This window comes from Pseudomonas fluorescens (assembly GCF_003732425.1).
Taxonomy (GTDB): domain Bacteria; phylum Pseudomonadota; class Gammaproteobacteria; order Pseudomonadales; family Pseudomonadaceae; genus Aquipseudomonas; species Aquipseudomonas fluorescens_BE.
This window is the reverse complement of the sequence record NZ_MOBX01000002.1, coordinates 79,464-94,887: the sequence shown is the minus strand read 5'-3', so window position 1 is coordinate 94,887 and position 15,424 is coordinate 79,464. Positions and strand designations below refer to the sequence as shown.

The following is a 15,424-nucleotide window of genomic DNA, read 5'->3' as shown; positions in this document are numbered from 1 at the left end:
TCACAAAAACAATAAAACCGCAGCGACCTTCGAGAAACCCCATCAACTTAATATGTACAAATAACTGACAATAATCCGTGAGTACGGGCTTGCTCGGATAATCTTGCAATAGCCCCCGATCCGGCATATTGATACACGCAATCAAAACGAATAAAACAAGCGCTCTATATCCTTATGTAAGGACACACACGGAAATACCGGACAATACAAATACCGAAACAATTCATCCAGCAGCAGGCTTAGCCAATCCGACCATTAAAAAACAGCGGACGCGACGCGCGACTTATAAACTCCACACCCACAAAAAAGTCCACCCACTGGAAATCGTAAAAACGAAACCGGAGGCGGACTTTATTGACACTTGTCGCGGACGAAAATTTATCTCAAAAAGTTATCAGACATTAATTCAATCGCTTTCAGAACCCACACCACTATCAGAAAAATCGGACAGATCAAAGTCATCATCAACCACCTGCTGCCGGGTTCGGATGATGATTTGACTGTCCATGCTCGCCTTCTGTAGATAGTCATTGATACGCCATAGTGCAGCTTCGCTCAACGGGTTATCAATCAGGTTGACATACACGTCTTGAGTATCGGGAATCTCAAACAAATCAATCCCTGCGTCGACAATATCGTTATTGTGCAAGTCGAGCAGCTTCAGCTGAGCCAGTTGTTCTACACCGGAAGGAATCTGATTCAAACCCGTATTACCCAAGTACAACTCTTTCATTTGACGCATGAATCCCACATGAGGCGCAACACCCAACGGATTTCCTTCAAGCCTCAGCAGTGTAAGTGTTTCGATTCTCGAAAGCCCCTCCGCATCGGCTTCAGAAAGTCGAAGTGAACAATCTTTCAAGATCAAATGTTGCAAGCCGCGCATCTGGAAAATCCCCGGAGCAAAACCATCATCCATGCGCACCTTTTCGAGGACCAGATAACTCAGGTTGGGAAAACTGTCGAGAAATCTGCCCACTTTCACCCCGGACGTGCGAGCCTCAAGTACCAGCTCCGTCACGTGCTCGAATCTGGCGCTCATGGGCGGCAACTCAGCGATGAAATCAATAAAAGAGGAGAAGCTTTCATCTCCTGCATCGGCCGTCAGCTTTTGTTGCCACAGGGCTTGCACATTCTCACTGAACCGCTGACGCAACTGCCGTTGTTCAGCCAGTGCGTCGACGCTCCACCCTATCTCCCCGGCTGGAGGTAGAGGCACTTCCTCACGCCATACCTGCAACTCCCGGCGCAGCGTTGAGAGTTCCTTTTCCAGACGCTTCAAAACACCGGAAGCGTCGTGCTGCAGGCGCTCGCGGATAAACGCCGACACATCCTCGTTCGAAATTCCCGGGTACAGGTCCCGTATGCGATCTTCAACAGGCTTTTTCAAGTTGGGGTGGTCATCGGCTCCACCCCGCAGAAACCCCGTGTGCCTTGCTTGCTCTATAGTCGCCTTGGCGGCAGGTGGCAGTACGGGCAAACGCAGCACGTCACTCACGCGCTGACGCGACGGTAAAGGCTGGGCACGAATCACTTCTTGCAACGTCAGACTATCGCCTTCAGTCATACCGAGTGCTTGACGCTGCGCCGGCGACAACAGAGACCAGATGGCCGAATACAGATCCTGCGTTCCGTGAAGTGCCGGAGTGCCGCTGTCTGTGACGGTATAGCCTGTATCCTGGCGAATCAGTATGTGCCGAACCGGTGACAGGGCATCGCCGATGGTACTCAAGATATCCCCGTGCATCGCCCGCTGGCGAATCTCTATACGAGTCTGCTGCGGCCAACCCGCGAGATTGGCGAGCATATGCAGCACCAACCGGTCACTGTCCGGATTGGATACCGAGTTTAGATAAATGCCTTCACCGGCCCTGGTGATGCGCGTTTCTCGCAAAGCTATCAGTGCCTCTTTCGCCACAGTCTGCGGTATGCCCGGGTGGTTGTGCATATGCAAGCGCTCGGCAACGCTCATATTACGCCATATCGCCTGTGCGGCCGTTTTCGGCAAATCAGGAAACACCCGCCGCATCCGCAAAGCGTTTTCATCACAAGCGGCTTCGAAGGCGTCTTCAAGCTCTTGGAAGCGTGCGAAGTTCTCATGAGGCAACCGGCGCCCCTCTGCCTGAACCTTCTGATCAAGTTCAAATCGTCTGATGGTGTCCTCCAGCAGGAAAGGCGCAGGACGATCATGAACGAGCACATCGCGCAGCATTGATTCATTGACTCCACTCACCTCCAGCATGCGTGCAACCGCGGCGTCGGGAAACTGCGCCACGGAACGTCCCATTCGGCGAAAAAGACTGGCGGCCTGCACTGAAATTGAATCAGGGAAAGTGGCGCCATCGCTGTTCAGCGGGTGCCAGAACCGGCCTTCGTCATCGGGAACCAGCAAAGGGCCAGAGGGATTGAGTTCTCGGGAGTTCGTCGCCCTGAACAGTCCACTTTCCGGATCGGTGACGACCTGGACAAGTTGGCCATCGGCAACCGTTACATAGTTACGCCGTTTGAATGTCCAGACGCCTCGAGAGTCAAGCGCCATCGAACCCGGCGCCATAATTCGAAAACCCGATAGCACCTCCTCTGCAGCGGCATGCATCACTTGATCGGTAATGGAATTCATCAGACTGACGCGGATCGCCTGCTGCGCAGTAAACGACTCCACAACCACAGGCTCTGGTCTGATCGCGGGAAACCGGGGTTCAGTAACGTATGGCGACGGTAAGATGGCTGTTTCACTGTCCGGCGTCCGTTGCCGGCCGTCAGCGCCGAGATCCGGTTTTTTCCAAAGTCCGGTTACATTTTTACGGGGTGGTTTGCCGACCATGAAGACTCATCCTTGAGTGTGTGATAAAGCCGGCCCGCAACATCGCGGGACCAGCAAGCGCCGAAGTAAAAGAAGCGCGCAGTTTACATCGCCGTTTCACACAGGATGGTATATACACCTACCGCACTGTATTGAACGAAACGCTTAAAACAGAGTTCATCCGCGCTCCAACGCAAGAGTAAGACTGGAAAAGTTCATTCGAACTGCCAGTTTATGCTCTGTTCCGTATTGATCAATCGCACGAAAGGCAAACCGTCCGCCTTTTCTCGACGGCAGTGAAAGAGTCGAGTACTCGGATATTGCTTGCACCACGGTCAATTCGCCATTCCGATCATTGACCCGCACCTTGTAATACTTTGACTCCGAAGTGATCGCATCACTGTAGTGACGATAGGCCAGGGCACTTCCGTTGTACGGCAAGGAAACACCGTATTCGCTATCTTCGGGACGGGTTAAAACAACATCAAGATAGTTAGCCTGATTTTCCCGAAGCTTATTGCCGTCAGCAATGTGGCCGTCGCCCACAACACCATCAGCAATCCAGTCTACCAACTTGATTTGCTGTCCCTGTGGGTACAAACCCAGGTAGTGGTTCCAGATGCGATTACCCCATTCTTCATTGCCTCGCCTGATTGCAGCCCAGCGAAACTGTTCAATGGAATAAGTCAGGGGCAATTGTGCTTCCAGGGTCACGCTGCTGTCATGGACGCTGGAAAGACTCGTGCCGTTGCTGCGAATCGTCGTCCCCCCGAGGGTCAGGCGTGCGGCGATCCGGGTGGATCCAGACACCGAAGAGGAAACCCAGAACGTACGCACTTGAGGGAGAGGACTATCATCGTCGGCATCATCGTCAGAGGATACCGGGAGGGCGAATGTCGTCTGCGCCTCAAGCGTAAACCGCCCTTGCTCAGTACTTGCACTCCAGCCATCGCGCAAGGTCCGGCCAGTATCGTAATGAATAAGTTTAATGCTGGTCATGACTTCAGGTGGAACGTGTACTGCATTTCCGTCGGCATCGGCCCCGGCAATCAGCACTTGCACTTTGACCTGCATTCGGCCATTGCCAAACAACGTTTTACTTTGCGCGGCCTCACCAGCATCAAACTTGACCTTGAGCATCGTAATACTGTCCAGCTCGGCCACAGTCTGTTGCCGAGCAAGTTCATCGTCCATGTGTTCGTTCATACGGCAATTCCTTTTGACGTTATGTTATTTCAAGAAATCAACACCCTTTAAGATGTCGACTCCAGAAATAACATACGTCTCAAAATACCGACAAAGCGAAAAGTGTAAGAAACATACATACACTTAAACCAAGGAAGGCATAACCATTCAACCCTCAACGTTCGTCGTTATAAACGAACTTGGGCATTTCCCAGTGAAAACGAATGGCCAACAGTCGCAGCAGGAAGCCACCGAACAGCGTGACGAGTATCGCTTGTTCTCCTGGCAAGTTCAGATACAGGCACAACATGTAACACCAGGCTGCCGCAAACGACACACTGGCGTACAGTTCTCGGCGGAAAATCAGCGGGATGTCGTTGCAGAAAATGTCGCGCAGGATGCCACCGAACACGCCGGTAATCACTCCACTGACAGAGGCCACCAACATGCCGTGGCCCATTTCCAGCGCGGTCATGCAGCCGATCAGAGTGAACGCCACCAGACCCACAGCGTCGAGCACCAGAAACAGCGAGCGCAGATGACGCATCCACCGGGCGGTGAACACGGTAAACATCGCGGCGACCGAGGTCAGCACCAAGTATTCAGGATGTTTGACCCAGGTCAGCGGGTAGTGCCCAAGCAACACGTCGCGTACCGATCCGCCACCTAATGCCGTGACACAGGCGATCAACACGACACCGAACCAGTCCATGCCCCGACGTCCGGCAGACAGCGCGCCGGTCATGGCTTCAGCGGTAATGGCGATCAGATAGAGCATCAGCAACATAGTGGCGATCCAGGCAGGAAGGCGCGCAGTCTAGCCATTTCGGTGCCGCACCAGAAGGGGGCGAAGGCGCATTGCATTTGTGGCGGGGGAGCCTGCTCCCGCTGGAGGGCGAAGCACTCCCCTGCATTCTTTCAGGCATGGCGGATGCGCAGATTGACGACTGCTACGCGGCCGAGCGGGACGGTGCGACGAGTCGACACGCTCCTCGCCACAAAAAACCATCAGAACTTGATGAAGTGCTTGCGGTAGTGCTGCAACTCGGCGATCGATTCGCGGATGTCGTCCAGCGCCAGGTGGGTGCTGCCCTTCTTGAAACTGTCGCGCACGTCCGGGGCCCAGCGTGCGGCCAGTTCCTTGAGCGTCGACACGTCGAGGTTGCGGTAGTGAAAGTAGCTTTCCAGCGCTTTCATGTGGGTATAAAGGAAGCGACGATCCTGGCAGATGCTGTTACCACAGATCGGCGACTTGCCCTTCGGCACCCATTTCTCCAGGAAGGCGATGGTTTCGGCTTCGGCTTCGGCCATGCTGATGCGGCTGTCACGCACACGCTGGGTCAGGCCCGAGTTGCCGTGGGTGCGGGTGTTCCACTCGTCCATGCGGGCGAGCACTTCGTCGCTGTGGTGGATAGCGATCACCGGGCCTTCGGCCAGAGTATTCAAGTCACTGTCGGTGACGATAGTGGCCATCTCGATGATGACGTCGTTGTCCGGGTCCAGACCGGTCATTTCCAGGTCGATCCAGATCAGATTCTGCGGGTTTTGCATATTCGGGCTCCTAGGCAATGCTGCGCAGTTTAGCCTAGGCCGGTGCCGGGGCGTGCTAAACTCGCGGCCGTTTTACCTAATCGCTGCATTCTTCAGACGGAACACCCATGGCCAAACGCCAACTCAATCGTCGTCAAAACTGGCGCATCGAAAAGATTCAAGGCGAGCGCGCCGCACGCGCCGCCAAACGCGAGTCCTCGGCGGTCGAAGCCCTTGAGGGCGGCGACCTTGGCCCGGAACAAACAGGCCTGGTAATCGCCCACTTCGGTGTGCAGGTCGAGGTCGAAGCTGTTGACGGTGATCAGGCCGGCCAGGTGTTCCGCTGCCACTTGCGCGCCAACCTGCCCGCGCTGGTAACCGGCGACACAGTCGTCTGGCGTGCCGGCAATCAGGGCATCGGGGTGATCGTCGCGCAACTGCCGCGTACCACAGAGCTGTGCCGCCCGGACAGCCGTGGCCAGCTCAAACCGGTAGCGGCCAACGTCGACATGATCGTCATCGTCTTCGCGCCGTTGCCCGAACCACATGCCAACCTGATCGACCGCTACCTGGTCGCCGCCGAACACGCCGGCATCCGTCCGTTGCTGCTGCTGAACAAATTCGACCTGATCGACGAGCAGAACGCTCCGGCGCTCAATGCGCTGCTGGCGGTGTACCGCACGTTGGGTTATCCGGTGCTGGAAGTCTCGGCGCATCACGGCAACGGCATGGAGCAGTTGCAGCAGCAACTCGACGGCCGCATCAGCGTGTTCGTCGGCCAGTCCGGTGTCGGCAAGTCATCGCTGGTCAACAGCCTGCTGCCGGAAGTTGAAACCCGCGTCGGGCCGTTGTCCGAGCTGTCCGGCCAGGGCACTCACACCACGACCACCGCGCGCCTGTTCCACTTTCCCGGTGGCGGCGAGTTGATCGACTCCCCGGGTATTCGCGAATTCGGCCTGGGCCACGTCAGCCGCGCCGACGTCGAAGCCGGCTTCATCGAGTTCGATGACCTGCTCGGCACCTGCCGCTTCCGCGACTGCAAGCACGACCGCGAGCCGGGTTGCGCGCTGCTCAAAGCACTCGAGGATGGCCGCGTGCAGCAGCAGCGGATGAACAGCTACCGCTCGATCATCGCCAGTTTGCCGGAAAACGGCTACTAAACATCTGCACCGGCAGCACCTCGCCCGAGGGCTGCCGGATGTCGGACCGCGCCTGACAAATCCCCGCCCCCGTTAAACGTCAGACCTTTCTGACAGACCTGAAAACGCCTGTTTGCAGGACATTTCTCTTTCACCGCCCAGCCCTTGTAGGCTCGCGCCAGATGCCTAGATTGGGGTCCTCCTTCGCACCTTCGCGACCTTCGAGGAAACCCATGCAGACCTATCACCTGTTCATCAGCCATTCGTGGAACTACTCCGGTTCGCACGACAATCTGATTCGACTGCTCAGCGACCACCCCACCTTCACGTTCAAGAATTTCTCGGTGCCACCGCAGAATCCGATCGTCGGTGCCCGCACCGATAAAGAGCTCGAAGAAGCCATCGAAAACAAGATTCGCCCCTGCTCGGCCGTACTGGTGATGGCGGGCATGTACTCGGCCTACAGCAAATGGATTCAGAAAGAGATCGATATCGCTAAACGGATGGGCAAGATCATCATCGCGATCCGCCCCCACGGCGCCGAGCGCACGGCCACGGTGGTCAGCGACGCCGCTCACGCCGAGTGCGCGTGGAACACCAACAGCATCGTCAGCGCGATCCGCCTGCATACGGCGGTGTAACCATGCGCAAGGGACTGTTTATCGGCATCAACCACTACGACTACGTCTCGCCGCTGAGCGGTTGTAACAACGACGCAATGGCCATGGCTTCGGTACTGGAGCGTCACGCCAGCGGGCGCCCGAACTTCAGCAGCAAAGTGCTGACGTCGGCCGAAGAACAACTAACGCTCAAACACATGAAACAGCAGATCCAGAGCCTGTTCTCAGGCGACTGTGACGTGGCACTGCTGTACTTCGCCGGTCATGGGCAGTTCGACACCAGCATCGACGAAGGACTACTGATTCCCCAGGACTATCAGCCTGGCGGAGACGGTATCCGCATCAGCGACATTCTGGAATGGGCGGACAAGGCCCCGCACATCAAGAATAAAATCATCATTCTCGATTGCTGCCAGGCCGGCGCAGCAGGTGCCCTGCGCAACCTGCGCGGTGGCAGCAGTGTGATCGGCGAAGGCGTGACCATTCTCACCGCCTGCAAAAAAGAACAGTACGCCCTGGAAAGTCGCGGTCACGGTGTATTCACGGATCTGTTGCTGCAAGCGCTGCATGGTGGCGCTGCCAACGTACTCGGCAAGGTCACCCCCGGTAGCGTCTATTCGTTTGTCGACAATGCGCTGGGAGCCTGGGAACAGCGCCCGGTGTTCAAGACCAATGTCTCGCAGTTTGTGCCGCTACGCGAGGTCGCGCCGCTGATTGCCGAAGAAACCCTGCGCAAACTCAAGGACTGGTTCCCCGAGCCGAGCTTCGTTTTCAGACTCGACCCCAGCTACGAGCCCACCGAAGCGCTGTTCGACCCCGAGCACGGCGACATCTTCAAGCAACTGCAAATGTGCAATCGCCACAGCCTGATCGAGCCCGTGGACGCCGAACACATGTACTACGCGGCCATCAACTCCACCGGCTGCCGCCTCACCGCCCTCGGCGCCTACTACCGCGAACTCGCCCTAAAAGGACACTTCTGATGCCCGTATTCATCAGCTACCGCCACATGGATCGCGCCCACGCTATCGCCATCAATAGCCGCCTGATCCAGGCCAACATCAAAACCTACCTCGACGTGCTCGACCCGGAATCGCAGACCACCGACGACATCACCGGGGTCATCACCCGCAACATCACCGAATGCACGCACCTGCTGGCAGTGGTCTCGGAAAAGACTGCGTTATCGTGGTGGGTGCCGTTCGAAATTGGCGAGGCGACGATCAGCAATCGGCGGATCTGTTCGTTCAAGACCGGGCCGACGGAACTGCCGTTGTATCTGGATAAGTGGCCAAAGTTGAGCACGGCCAGTGATCTGGATTTCTTTATCGATGCGTATCGAGAGGAGGTGTCGAACAAACGCTCGATGTCGCTGGAATCGATAAGCGAATCCGTTAAGGGCACCTACAAACGAAATGCCGAGATTTTCCACGAACAACTGAAGAACCGGATTCGGCGCGGGTTCTGACAGACGTAAAAAAGCCGCGATCATCTCGCGGCTTTTTTTGCCTCACACGCTGGCCGGCGGTTTTGGCACAAGCACCTTTGGCTCAGGCTTGCGAAACGCATACAGGTGCTGACGCACAATCCCGCCCGGCAGTTCCTTACCAAACACGCCATAACGCACCGGCCATTCCTTCGGTGGCAGCTTGAACGTACCGAAGAGCATGTCCACCAGCGGCGTGTGGATCGCGTAGTTTTTGTAGATGTAGTCCTTGTGCCGAGCGTGGTGCCAATGGTGATAGCGCGGCAGCACGATCAGGTAGTTCAGCCAGCCGCCATTGATTCGCACGTTGGCGTGGGCCAGGACCGCTTGAACGCCGACCAGAATCACATAGGCATTCAGTGCCTGCGGGGCAAAACCCAGCAACATCAACGGCACCAGCACGCCGGTGCGGGTCAGCAGGATTTCGATGAAATGCACGCGGGAACCGGCGAGCCAGTCCATGTGCGTACTGGAGTGATGCACCGCATGAATGCGCCACAGCCATGGCACTACATGGTAGAGCCGATGCAGCCAGTACTGACCGAGATCGGCCACCAGGATCGCCAGCAGAAACTGCACAACGAGCGGCAGGCTTTGCACACTCGCCTGCAAGCCGGGCGACACCGCCCAGCCGGCGATGTAACTCGAGGAGGCGGTGATGAAGATCAGGATGAACTGCACCAGCATGTGGCTGACAAAAAAGTACGTCAGGTCGGTGCGCCAGTGCGGGCGCAGAATGTTCTGCTCAGGGTCTTTGGAGTAGAGCTTTTCCAGCGGAATGAAGACGATGGCCGACACCAGCAACGCCAGCACGAACCAGTCCAGGCCGAGCGAGTACGGCGTCTGCCCGATCGCGCTGACCTGGACATTGGTACCACCGAGAAACACCGCCAGCCCCGACGCCACCAATCCGGTAATCCCCAGACGTTTGCGCTTGTTGAGCAGGATATTCAGGGTGCCGAGGCTGAACGACAGCACCAGACCGAGCAACAGCGTGGTGCGCGCGAACTGCTCGTCATAGACCTTGCGCAGTTCGGCGGTGGTCAGCCATTCGGGGAAGAGGAAGCAGAGCACTGCCAGCAGGCTCAGCAGCCCGAGTGTCGCCGAAATATAGCCACTGACCCGCCCCTCGCCAAATTTGAAGGGTGCGTTGCCGTGCCGCTGAAAATAGGCTTTGAGTCTTTCCATAACTGATCTTCCGTGATTGCGAAAACTGCGACTGGTCATTGCGACGCAGGCAGAAACAAAAAAGCCACGGTGACCGTGGCTTTTTGTGAATCACTGCTTGGGCGCGAGAGCCGGTGCAGTGGCTGGCGGAGCAGCGGGAGCAGGCGCCGCACTCCCCGGCTCGGCCGGTTTCGGTGCGGCGTCGTCGAACAGATTCAAGCGCTCGCGCAACTCGTGCGCAGGCACGGGTTGTTGATCCGCCGGCAGCGCGTTCGGATCAACCGGTGTCGCCGGGGCATTGCCGTTCTGACTCTGATCCGCCGGCTTAGCCGCGTCGGCACCTTGCGCACCTTCGATGGCCGCTTGGGCCTTCTTGGTCAGCACCACAATATCGATGCGGCGGTTGACCGGGTTGAACGGGTTTTCCCGATCGAACAGCGCCGACGAGGCATACCCTACTACCCGCGCCACTTGCGCATCCGGATAGCTACCGGCAACCAAGGCACGCCGGGCAGCGTTGGCACGGTTGGCCGACAGCTCCCAGTTACCGTAATCACCGGTACCGATATAAGGCTTGGCATCGGTGTGGCCGCTGATGCTGATCTTGTTCGGCACCGCTTTGATGGTGTCGGCCATGGCCAGCAGGATGTCTTCGAAGTAAGGCTTCAGGCGTGCGGAACCCGAGTCGAACATCGGTCGGTTCTCGGCGTCCATGATCTGGATGCGCAAGCCGTTCGGGGTGATCTCGAAGAGGATCTGATCCTTGAACTTCTGCAGTTGCGGGTTCTCGTCGACCTTGTTCTGCAATTCTTGCAGGAGCAGTTCCAGGCGCTCTTTCTCGACCTGCTCGGCCATGCCTTCAACCTGTTCGGTGTCGACCGTGACCTTGTCCGGTTGCGGCTGCGACTTCACCTCGGGGTTGAGGGTGTTTTCCGGCGCCAGGGTCGGCGTGCCGCCCAAGTCGATGATGTACGGCGTGCCGCTTTCGGAGAAGCCGACCGGGTCTTTGAAGTAACCGGCGATGGCGATCTTCTGCTCCGGCGTCGCGGTGGACAGCAGCCACAACACGAGGAAGAACGCCATCATCGCCGTGGCGAAGTCGGCGAAGGCGATTTTCCACGCCCCGCCGTGATGCCCGCCGGCTATGCGCTTGACGCGCTTGATGATAATCGGCTGATTATTTTCCATGACTTAGCGACCGCGAACCGCTTGTTCCAGCTCGGCGAAGCTTGGGCGGTGCGCCGGGTACAAAACCTTGCGACCGAACTCGACCGCCAGCGAAGGCGGCATGCCGGAAGCCGAAGCTACCAGCGAGGCCTTGATGGCTTCATAGACGTTCAGCTCTTCCTTGGCATCGTGGGCCAGCGAGTGCGCCAGCGGGCCGAAGAAACCGTAGGCCGCGAGAATACCGAAGAAGGTACCGACCAGTGCCGCACCGACGTGCAGACCGATGGACTTCTGATCGCCTTCACCCAGCGAGGCCATGGTCACCACGATACCGAGTACCGCCGCGACGATACCGAAACCGGGCATGGCGTCGGCGATGCCGTTCACCGCATGGGATGGATGCTCGAGGTCTTCTTTCAGGCTGTACAGTTCCATGTCGAACAAGCCTTCCAGCTCGTGCGGCGCCATGTTGCCGGAGGACATGATGCGCAGGTAATCGCAGATAAACGCGGTCATGCGTTCGTCTTTGAGCACTGCCGGGTACTTGGCGAAAATCGGGCTCGCGGCGGCATCTTCGATGTCGCCTTCGATGGCCATCATGCCTTCGCGGCGGCTCTTGTTGAGGATCTCGTAGATCAGGCCGAGCACTTCCAGATAGAACGTGTGGCTGAAGCGCGAACTGAACATGCTCAGGGATTTCTTGAGCACGTGCATCGTCATGTAGCCGGGGTTGGCCTGGAGGAATGCACCCAGTGCCGCACCACCGATGATCAACACCTCGAAAGGCTGGATCAGGGCGGCAATCTTGCCGTGGGAGAGCACGTATCCGCCGAGCACGCTCGCGAATACGACGATGATGCCGATAATTTTAGCCATAGGTAGAAAGTACTTATTTAAGTCGGGTTCAAGGTCATATTCGGAAGTTAAAAAATCTCTTCTTCTACTTATCGGCAAAACTGCGCCAGACTATAGCCAGTTCAGGCGAAAAGCCAATTTAGCCCATGCCGGGCGCGTCTACAGTCAGTGAAGATCTCGTCCAGACATGGCTAATGAAACGAACGTCCCACACGCAAAACCGACCACGCTCGACGGCTGGGTCAAGCTGCTCGACAGCGTCCGGCTGCCCGTGCCGCAAGAGGCTCACGACAAAGTCTGCCGGGCGATCCGCGACAACCGCAGCTCGTTGCGCGACATCGCCGACCTGATGCAGGAGAGCCCGGCGCTGGCCTTGAGCATCATCCGTGAGGCAAATCGTCACACCCACGGCACGATGGCCGCACCGGCGGAAAATCTCGAGGTGGCAATCAATCGCCTCGGCCTTGCCCGCACCGAAGAACTGCTCGCGCGCTTGCCTGCCGAACCGCAGATGCAGATTCCCAAGGCCCTGCGCCAGTTACAGATGATCAGCCAGCACGCGACGCAACAGGCCAACGGTTTTTTCGCCAGTCGCCTGGCGCGGCTGTGGCAGGACATTCATTGGGGCAGCTTGTTGTTCCTCTCGCCGCTTTGGCCCTTGGCGCTGACGTATCCAGAGTTGCTCGAAGAGTGGGAACTGCGGGTTATCCACAAGGGCGAGTCGGCCCCGGTGGTCGAGAAGCAGCTGTTTGGCGTGCGCCTGCTGAAGATCGCCGAGGCGCTGGTGCAAATCTGGCACCTGCCGATCTGGGTCCAGCAGGGCTATAAATTGCTGCTCAGCGAACAGCGTGAACTGGTCAAAGTCCTGCGCATCGCCCGCGACAGCGAACATCCGCTGCGCCAGCAAAACCGTCTCGATGACGATCCGACCCTGCGCCGCTGGCTCAACCAGCCGGCCAACACTGTGCTGCTGGCCAACGGCCTGGCACTGTCGGCGCAACAAGCGTGGGACAGTCGGCACAGCGAACGCTGGCAGTACCTGACCAGCCTTTATCTGCAGATTTCCATGGATGAAGTGCAACAACAGTTGCACCAGCAAGCCGCCAACAGTGCGCGCCATCATGCGATGCCCGACCTCTGGCACCCGGCGGTTTCGCTGCTGTGGCCGTGGGGCACCCATCGTTTGCCGGCCGGCATGCTACCCGCCGCTGCGCCAACCTCGGAAGATCTGACGCAATGGCGCCGGCAATGCGCCGAACTGTTGGCCGAGCCGAGCCGTTTCACCAATGCCATGAGCCTGACCGTCGCCGCTCGCGATGCGCTGGTGGCCAGCGGCATGCGCCGGGTGATGATCCTGATGGCCGACCGCACGCAGTCCAATCTGCGCGTGAATCAAACCGCCGGGCTGCCGAAAGAAGCGGCGGCGCTGAATTTTGTCGTCAGCCAGAGCAAGGTCCTGCAACGGCTGCTCGCGCAACAGGCGCAGGTGCGGATCAATCCCGAGAACAACGCACAATTCTCTGCCCTGCTGCCAGCGAGCCTGCGCACGCTGTTTCGCGGCGAGCATCTATTCCTGCGCTCGCTGGTCAATAACGGTCGGGTGATCATGATCGTCGTCGCCGATCAGGGCGGCGGGCCGTTCGCCGACATCACCGTGCAAGCCTTTGGCAAAACCGCGCAGTGCATCGAAAAAGCCCTGCACAGCTTTAGCAGCCGTGGCCGATGAGGCTGCGCTACAATCCTCCCCTTTGTGCTCTGGAGACCTCACATGTCTGACTTCTCTGGCTTGCCGCTCGTCATCGAGGCGAGCGACCTGCTCCCGCGTCTCGATTCCCCTGAACTGATTCTGGTGGACCTGACCAGCCCTGCCCGTTATGCCGAAGGTCACTTTCCCGGCGCACGCTTTGTCGACCCGAAACGCACCCAGCTCGGCCAGCCGCCAGCGCCGGGCCTGCTGCCGGCCAAAGGCGATCTGGAAGCGTTGTTCGGTGAACTGGGCCACCGCCAGGACGCGGTCTACGTCGTGTATGACGACGAAGGCGGCGGCTGGGCCGGGCGTTTCATCTGGCTGCTCGACGTGATCGGTCACGACAAATACCACTACGTCGACGGCGGTTTGCCGGCGTGGCTGGCGGCCGGCATGCCGATGTCGATCCAGGTTCCGCCTGCGGTCGGCGGCCCGGTGGCGCTGACCCTGCACGAAGAGCCGACGGCAACCCGCGAATACCTGCAAAGCCGTCTCGGCGCTGCCGATCTGGCGATCTGGGATGCGCGCGGACCACTGGAATACTCCGGCGAGAAAGTACTGGCCGCCAAGGCCGGTCACATCCCCGGCGCGGTCAACTTCGAATGGACGGCGGGCATGGACAAGGCACGTCAGCTGCGCATTCGCAGTGACATGCCGCAGATCCTCGAAGACCTCGGGATTACCAAGGACAAAGAAATCATTACTCACTGCCAGACCCATCACCGGTCGGGCTTCACTTATCTGGTGGCCAAGTCCCTCGGTTATCCGCGGGTCAAGGGCTACGCCGGTTCCTGGGGCGAATGGGGCAACCACCCTGACACGCCTGTCGAGATTTAAGGTTTTTAAGGACAACTAATGAAAGAGCGTCTGTTTATCCTCAGCCAGTACCTGCTGCCTCATCACCTGCTGTCGCGTCTGGCCGGCTGCGTTGCCGAGTGCCGCGTGCGCTGGTTCAAGAATGCCTTCACGCAGTGGTTCGCCAAGCGTTATCAGGTCGACATGTCGCAAGCACTGGTCGAAGACCTCACCGCTTACGAGCACTTCAACGCCTTCTTCACCCGCGCCTTGAAAGACGGCGCGCGTCCGCTGGACGAAACCCCGGGCGCGATCCTCAGCCCGGCCGACGGTGCGGTCAGCCAGCTCGGCCCGATCGAACACGGTCGCGTGTTCCAGGCCAAGGGCCACAGCTTCAGCGTGCTGGAACTGCTCGGCGGTGACGCAGCCAACGCGGCACCGTTCATGGGCGGCGACTTCGCCACTATTTACCTGTCGCCGAAGGACTACCACCGCGTGCACATGCCGCTGGCCGGCACCCTGCGCGAAATGGTCTACATCCCGGGCCGGATCTTCTCGGTCAACCAGACCACCGCAGAAAATGTTCCGGAACTGTTCGCCCGCAACGAACGTGTAGCGTGCATCTTCGACACCGAGCGCGGGCCGATGGCTGTGGTACTGGTGGGCGCAATGATCGTCGCTTCGATCGAAACCGTATGGGCCGGTCTGGTCACCCCACCCAAGCGTGAACTGAAAACCTTCCGCTACGACGAAGCTGCGCGTGCGCCGATCCATCTGGAAAAAGGTGCGGAACTGGGGCGCTTCAAGCTGGGTTCGACCGCAATCGTGCTGTTCGGGCCGGATCAAGTGAAATGGGCGCAAGAGTTGGTGGCGGGTTCGCCAGTGCAGATGGGCCAAGGCCTGGCGCTGCCAAAAGCCTGAACATGATGT

Annotated in this window: 14 protein-coding genes; 7 read left to right on the top strand and 7 right to left on the bottom strand. The window is 58.4% G+C overall.

Annotated elements, in window-relative coordinates; translation table 11 throughout:
• Positions 1-406 precede the first annotated feature (406 nt).
• From BK670_RS01940 to orn, 4 genes are all read right to left on the bottom strand, one after another.
• Positions 407-2,824, bottom strand: coding sequence for a leucine-rich repeat domain-containing protein (locus tag BK670_RS01940; RefSeq protein WP_123448390.1), 2,418 nt, complete (start codon positions 2,822-2,824; stop codon positions 407-409).
• Between the two features lie 156 nt (positions 2,825-2,980).
• Positions 2,981-4,009, bottom strand: coding sequence for a hypothetical protein (locus tag BK670_RS01935; protein WP_123448389.1), 1,029 nt, complete (start codon positions 4,007-4,009; stop codon positions 2,981-2,983).
• Positions 4,010-4,163: 154 nt separating this feature from the next.
• Positions 4,164-4,775 (bottom strand): trimeric intracellular cation channel family protein, encoded by a 612-nt coding sequence (locus BK670_RS01930; RefSeq protein ID WP_123448388.1) that lies wholly within the window; start codon positions 4,773-4,775, stop codon positions 4,164-4,166.
• 221 nt (positions 4,776-4,996) lie between these two features.
• Complete coding sequence (orn, locus tag BK670_RS01925; protein ID WP_053116764.1) at positions 4,997-5,539, bottom strand: oligoribonuclease; 543 nt, start codon at positions 5,537-5,539, stop codon at positions 4,997-4,999.
• A gap of 107 nt (positions 5,540-5,646) precedes the next feature.
• On the opposite strand from orn, the gene rsgA reads away from it, so the two are divergent.
• From rsgA to BK670_RS01905, 4 genes are all read left to right on the top strand, one after another.
• Positions 5,647-6,678, top strand: a complete 1,032-nt coding sequence (rsgA, locus tag BK670_RS01920) for a small ribosomal subunit biogenesis GTPase RsgA (RefSeq protein ID WP_034151654.1) — start codon at positions 5,647-5,649, stop codon at positions 6,676-6,678.
• A 212-nt stretch (positions 6,679-6,890) separates the two neighbouring features.
• Positions 6,891-7,298, top strand: coding sequence for a TIR domain-containing protein (locus BK670_RS01915; protein ID WP_123448387.1), 408 nt, complete (start codon positions 6,891-6,893; stop codon positions 7,296-7,298).
• A gap of 2 nt (positions 7,299-7,300) precedes the next feature.
• Entirely contained in the window at positions 7,301-8,260 is a 960-nt protein-coding gene (locus BK670_RS01910) for a caspase family protein (RefSeq protein ID WP_123448386.1), read from the top strand.
• A complete protein-coding gene (locus BK670_RS01905) occupies positions 8,260-8,745 on the top strand; it encodes a toll/interleukin-1 receptor domain-containing protein (RefSeq protein ID WP_123448385.1) in 486 nt (161 codons plus the stop codon). Before BK670_RS01910 ends, BK670_RS01905 begins: the two co-directional genes overlap by 1 nt.
• A gap of 42 nt (positions 8,746-8,787) precedes the next feature.
• On the opposite strand, the gene BK670_RS01900 is transcribed toward BK670_RS01905, so the two are convergent.
• The 3 genes from BK670_RS01900 to motA all read right to left on the bottom strand — a co-directional run bounded on the left by BK670_RS01900 (position 8,788) and on the right by motA (position 11,973).
• Positions 8,788-9,951, bottom strand: a complete 1,164-nt coding sequence (locus BK670_RS01900) for a sterol desaturase family protein (RefSeq protein ID WP_123448384.1) — start codon at positions 9,949-9,951, stop codon at positions 8,788-8,790.
• Positions 9,952-10,041: 90 nt separating this feature from the next.
• The gene (gene motB, locus BK670_RS01895) at positions 10,042-11,118 is read right to left on the bottom strand and encodes a flagellar motor protein MotB (RefSeq protein WP_123448383.1); all 1,077 of its coding nucleotides are present in this window, start codon (positions 11,116-11,118) and stop codon (positions 10,042-10,044) included.
• Between the two features lie 3 nt (positions 11,119-11,121).
• Positions 11,122-11,973, bottom strand: a complete 852-nt coding sequence (gene motA / locus BK670_RS01890; protein ID WP_007915795.1) for a flagellar motor stator protein MotA — start codon at positions 11,971-11,973, stop codon at positions 11,122-11,124.
• 166 nt (positions 11,974-12,139) lie between these two features.
• Here motA and BK670_RS01885 point away from each other — a divergent pair, with 166 nt between their 5' ends.
• Genes BK670_RS01885 through asd form a run of 3 tightly spaced genes read left to right on the top strand, consistent with a single transcriptional unit; the run spans position 12,140 to position 15,415 of the window.
• Positions 12,140-13,678 carry an HDOD domain-containing protein gene (locus BK670_RS01885; RefSeq protein ID WP_123448382.1) on the top strand — a complete coding sequence of 513 codons (1,539 nt, stop codon included), beginning with the start codon at positions 12,140-12,142 and terminating at the stop codon, positions 13,676-13,678.
• Positions 13,679-13,720: 42 nt separating this feature from the next.
• A complete protein-coding gene (rhdA, locus tag BK670_RS01880) occupies positions 13,721-14,536 on the top strand; it encodes a thiosulfate sulfurtransferase (RefSeq protein ID WP_123448381.1) in 816 nt (271 codons plus the stop codon).
• Between the two features lie 18 nt (positions 14,537-14,554).
• Positions 14,555-15,415, top strand: a complete 861-nt coding sequence (asd, locus tag BK670_RS01875; protein WP_123448380.1) for an archaetidylserine decarboxylase — start codon at positions 14,555-14,557, stop codon at positions 15,413-15,415.
• Positions 15,416-15,424 lie beyond the last annotated feature (9 nt).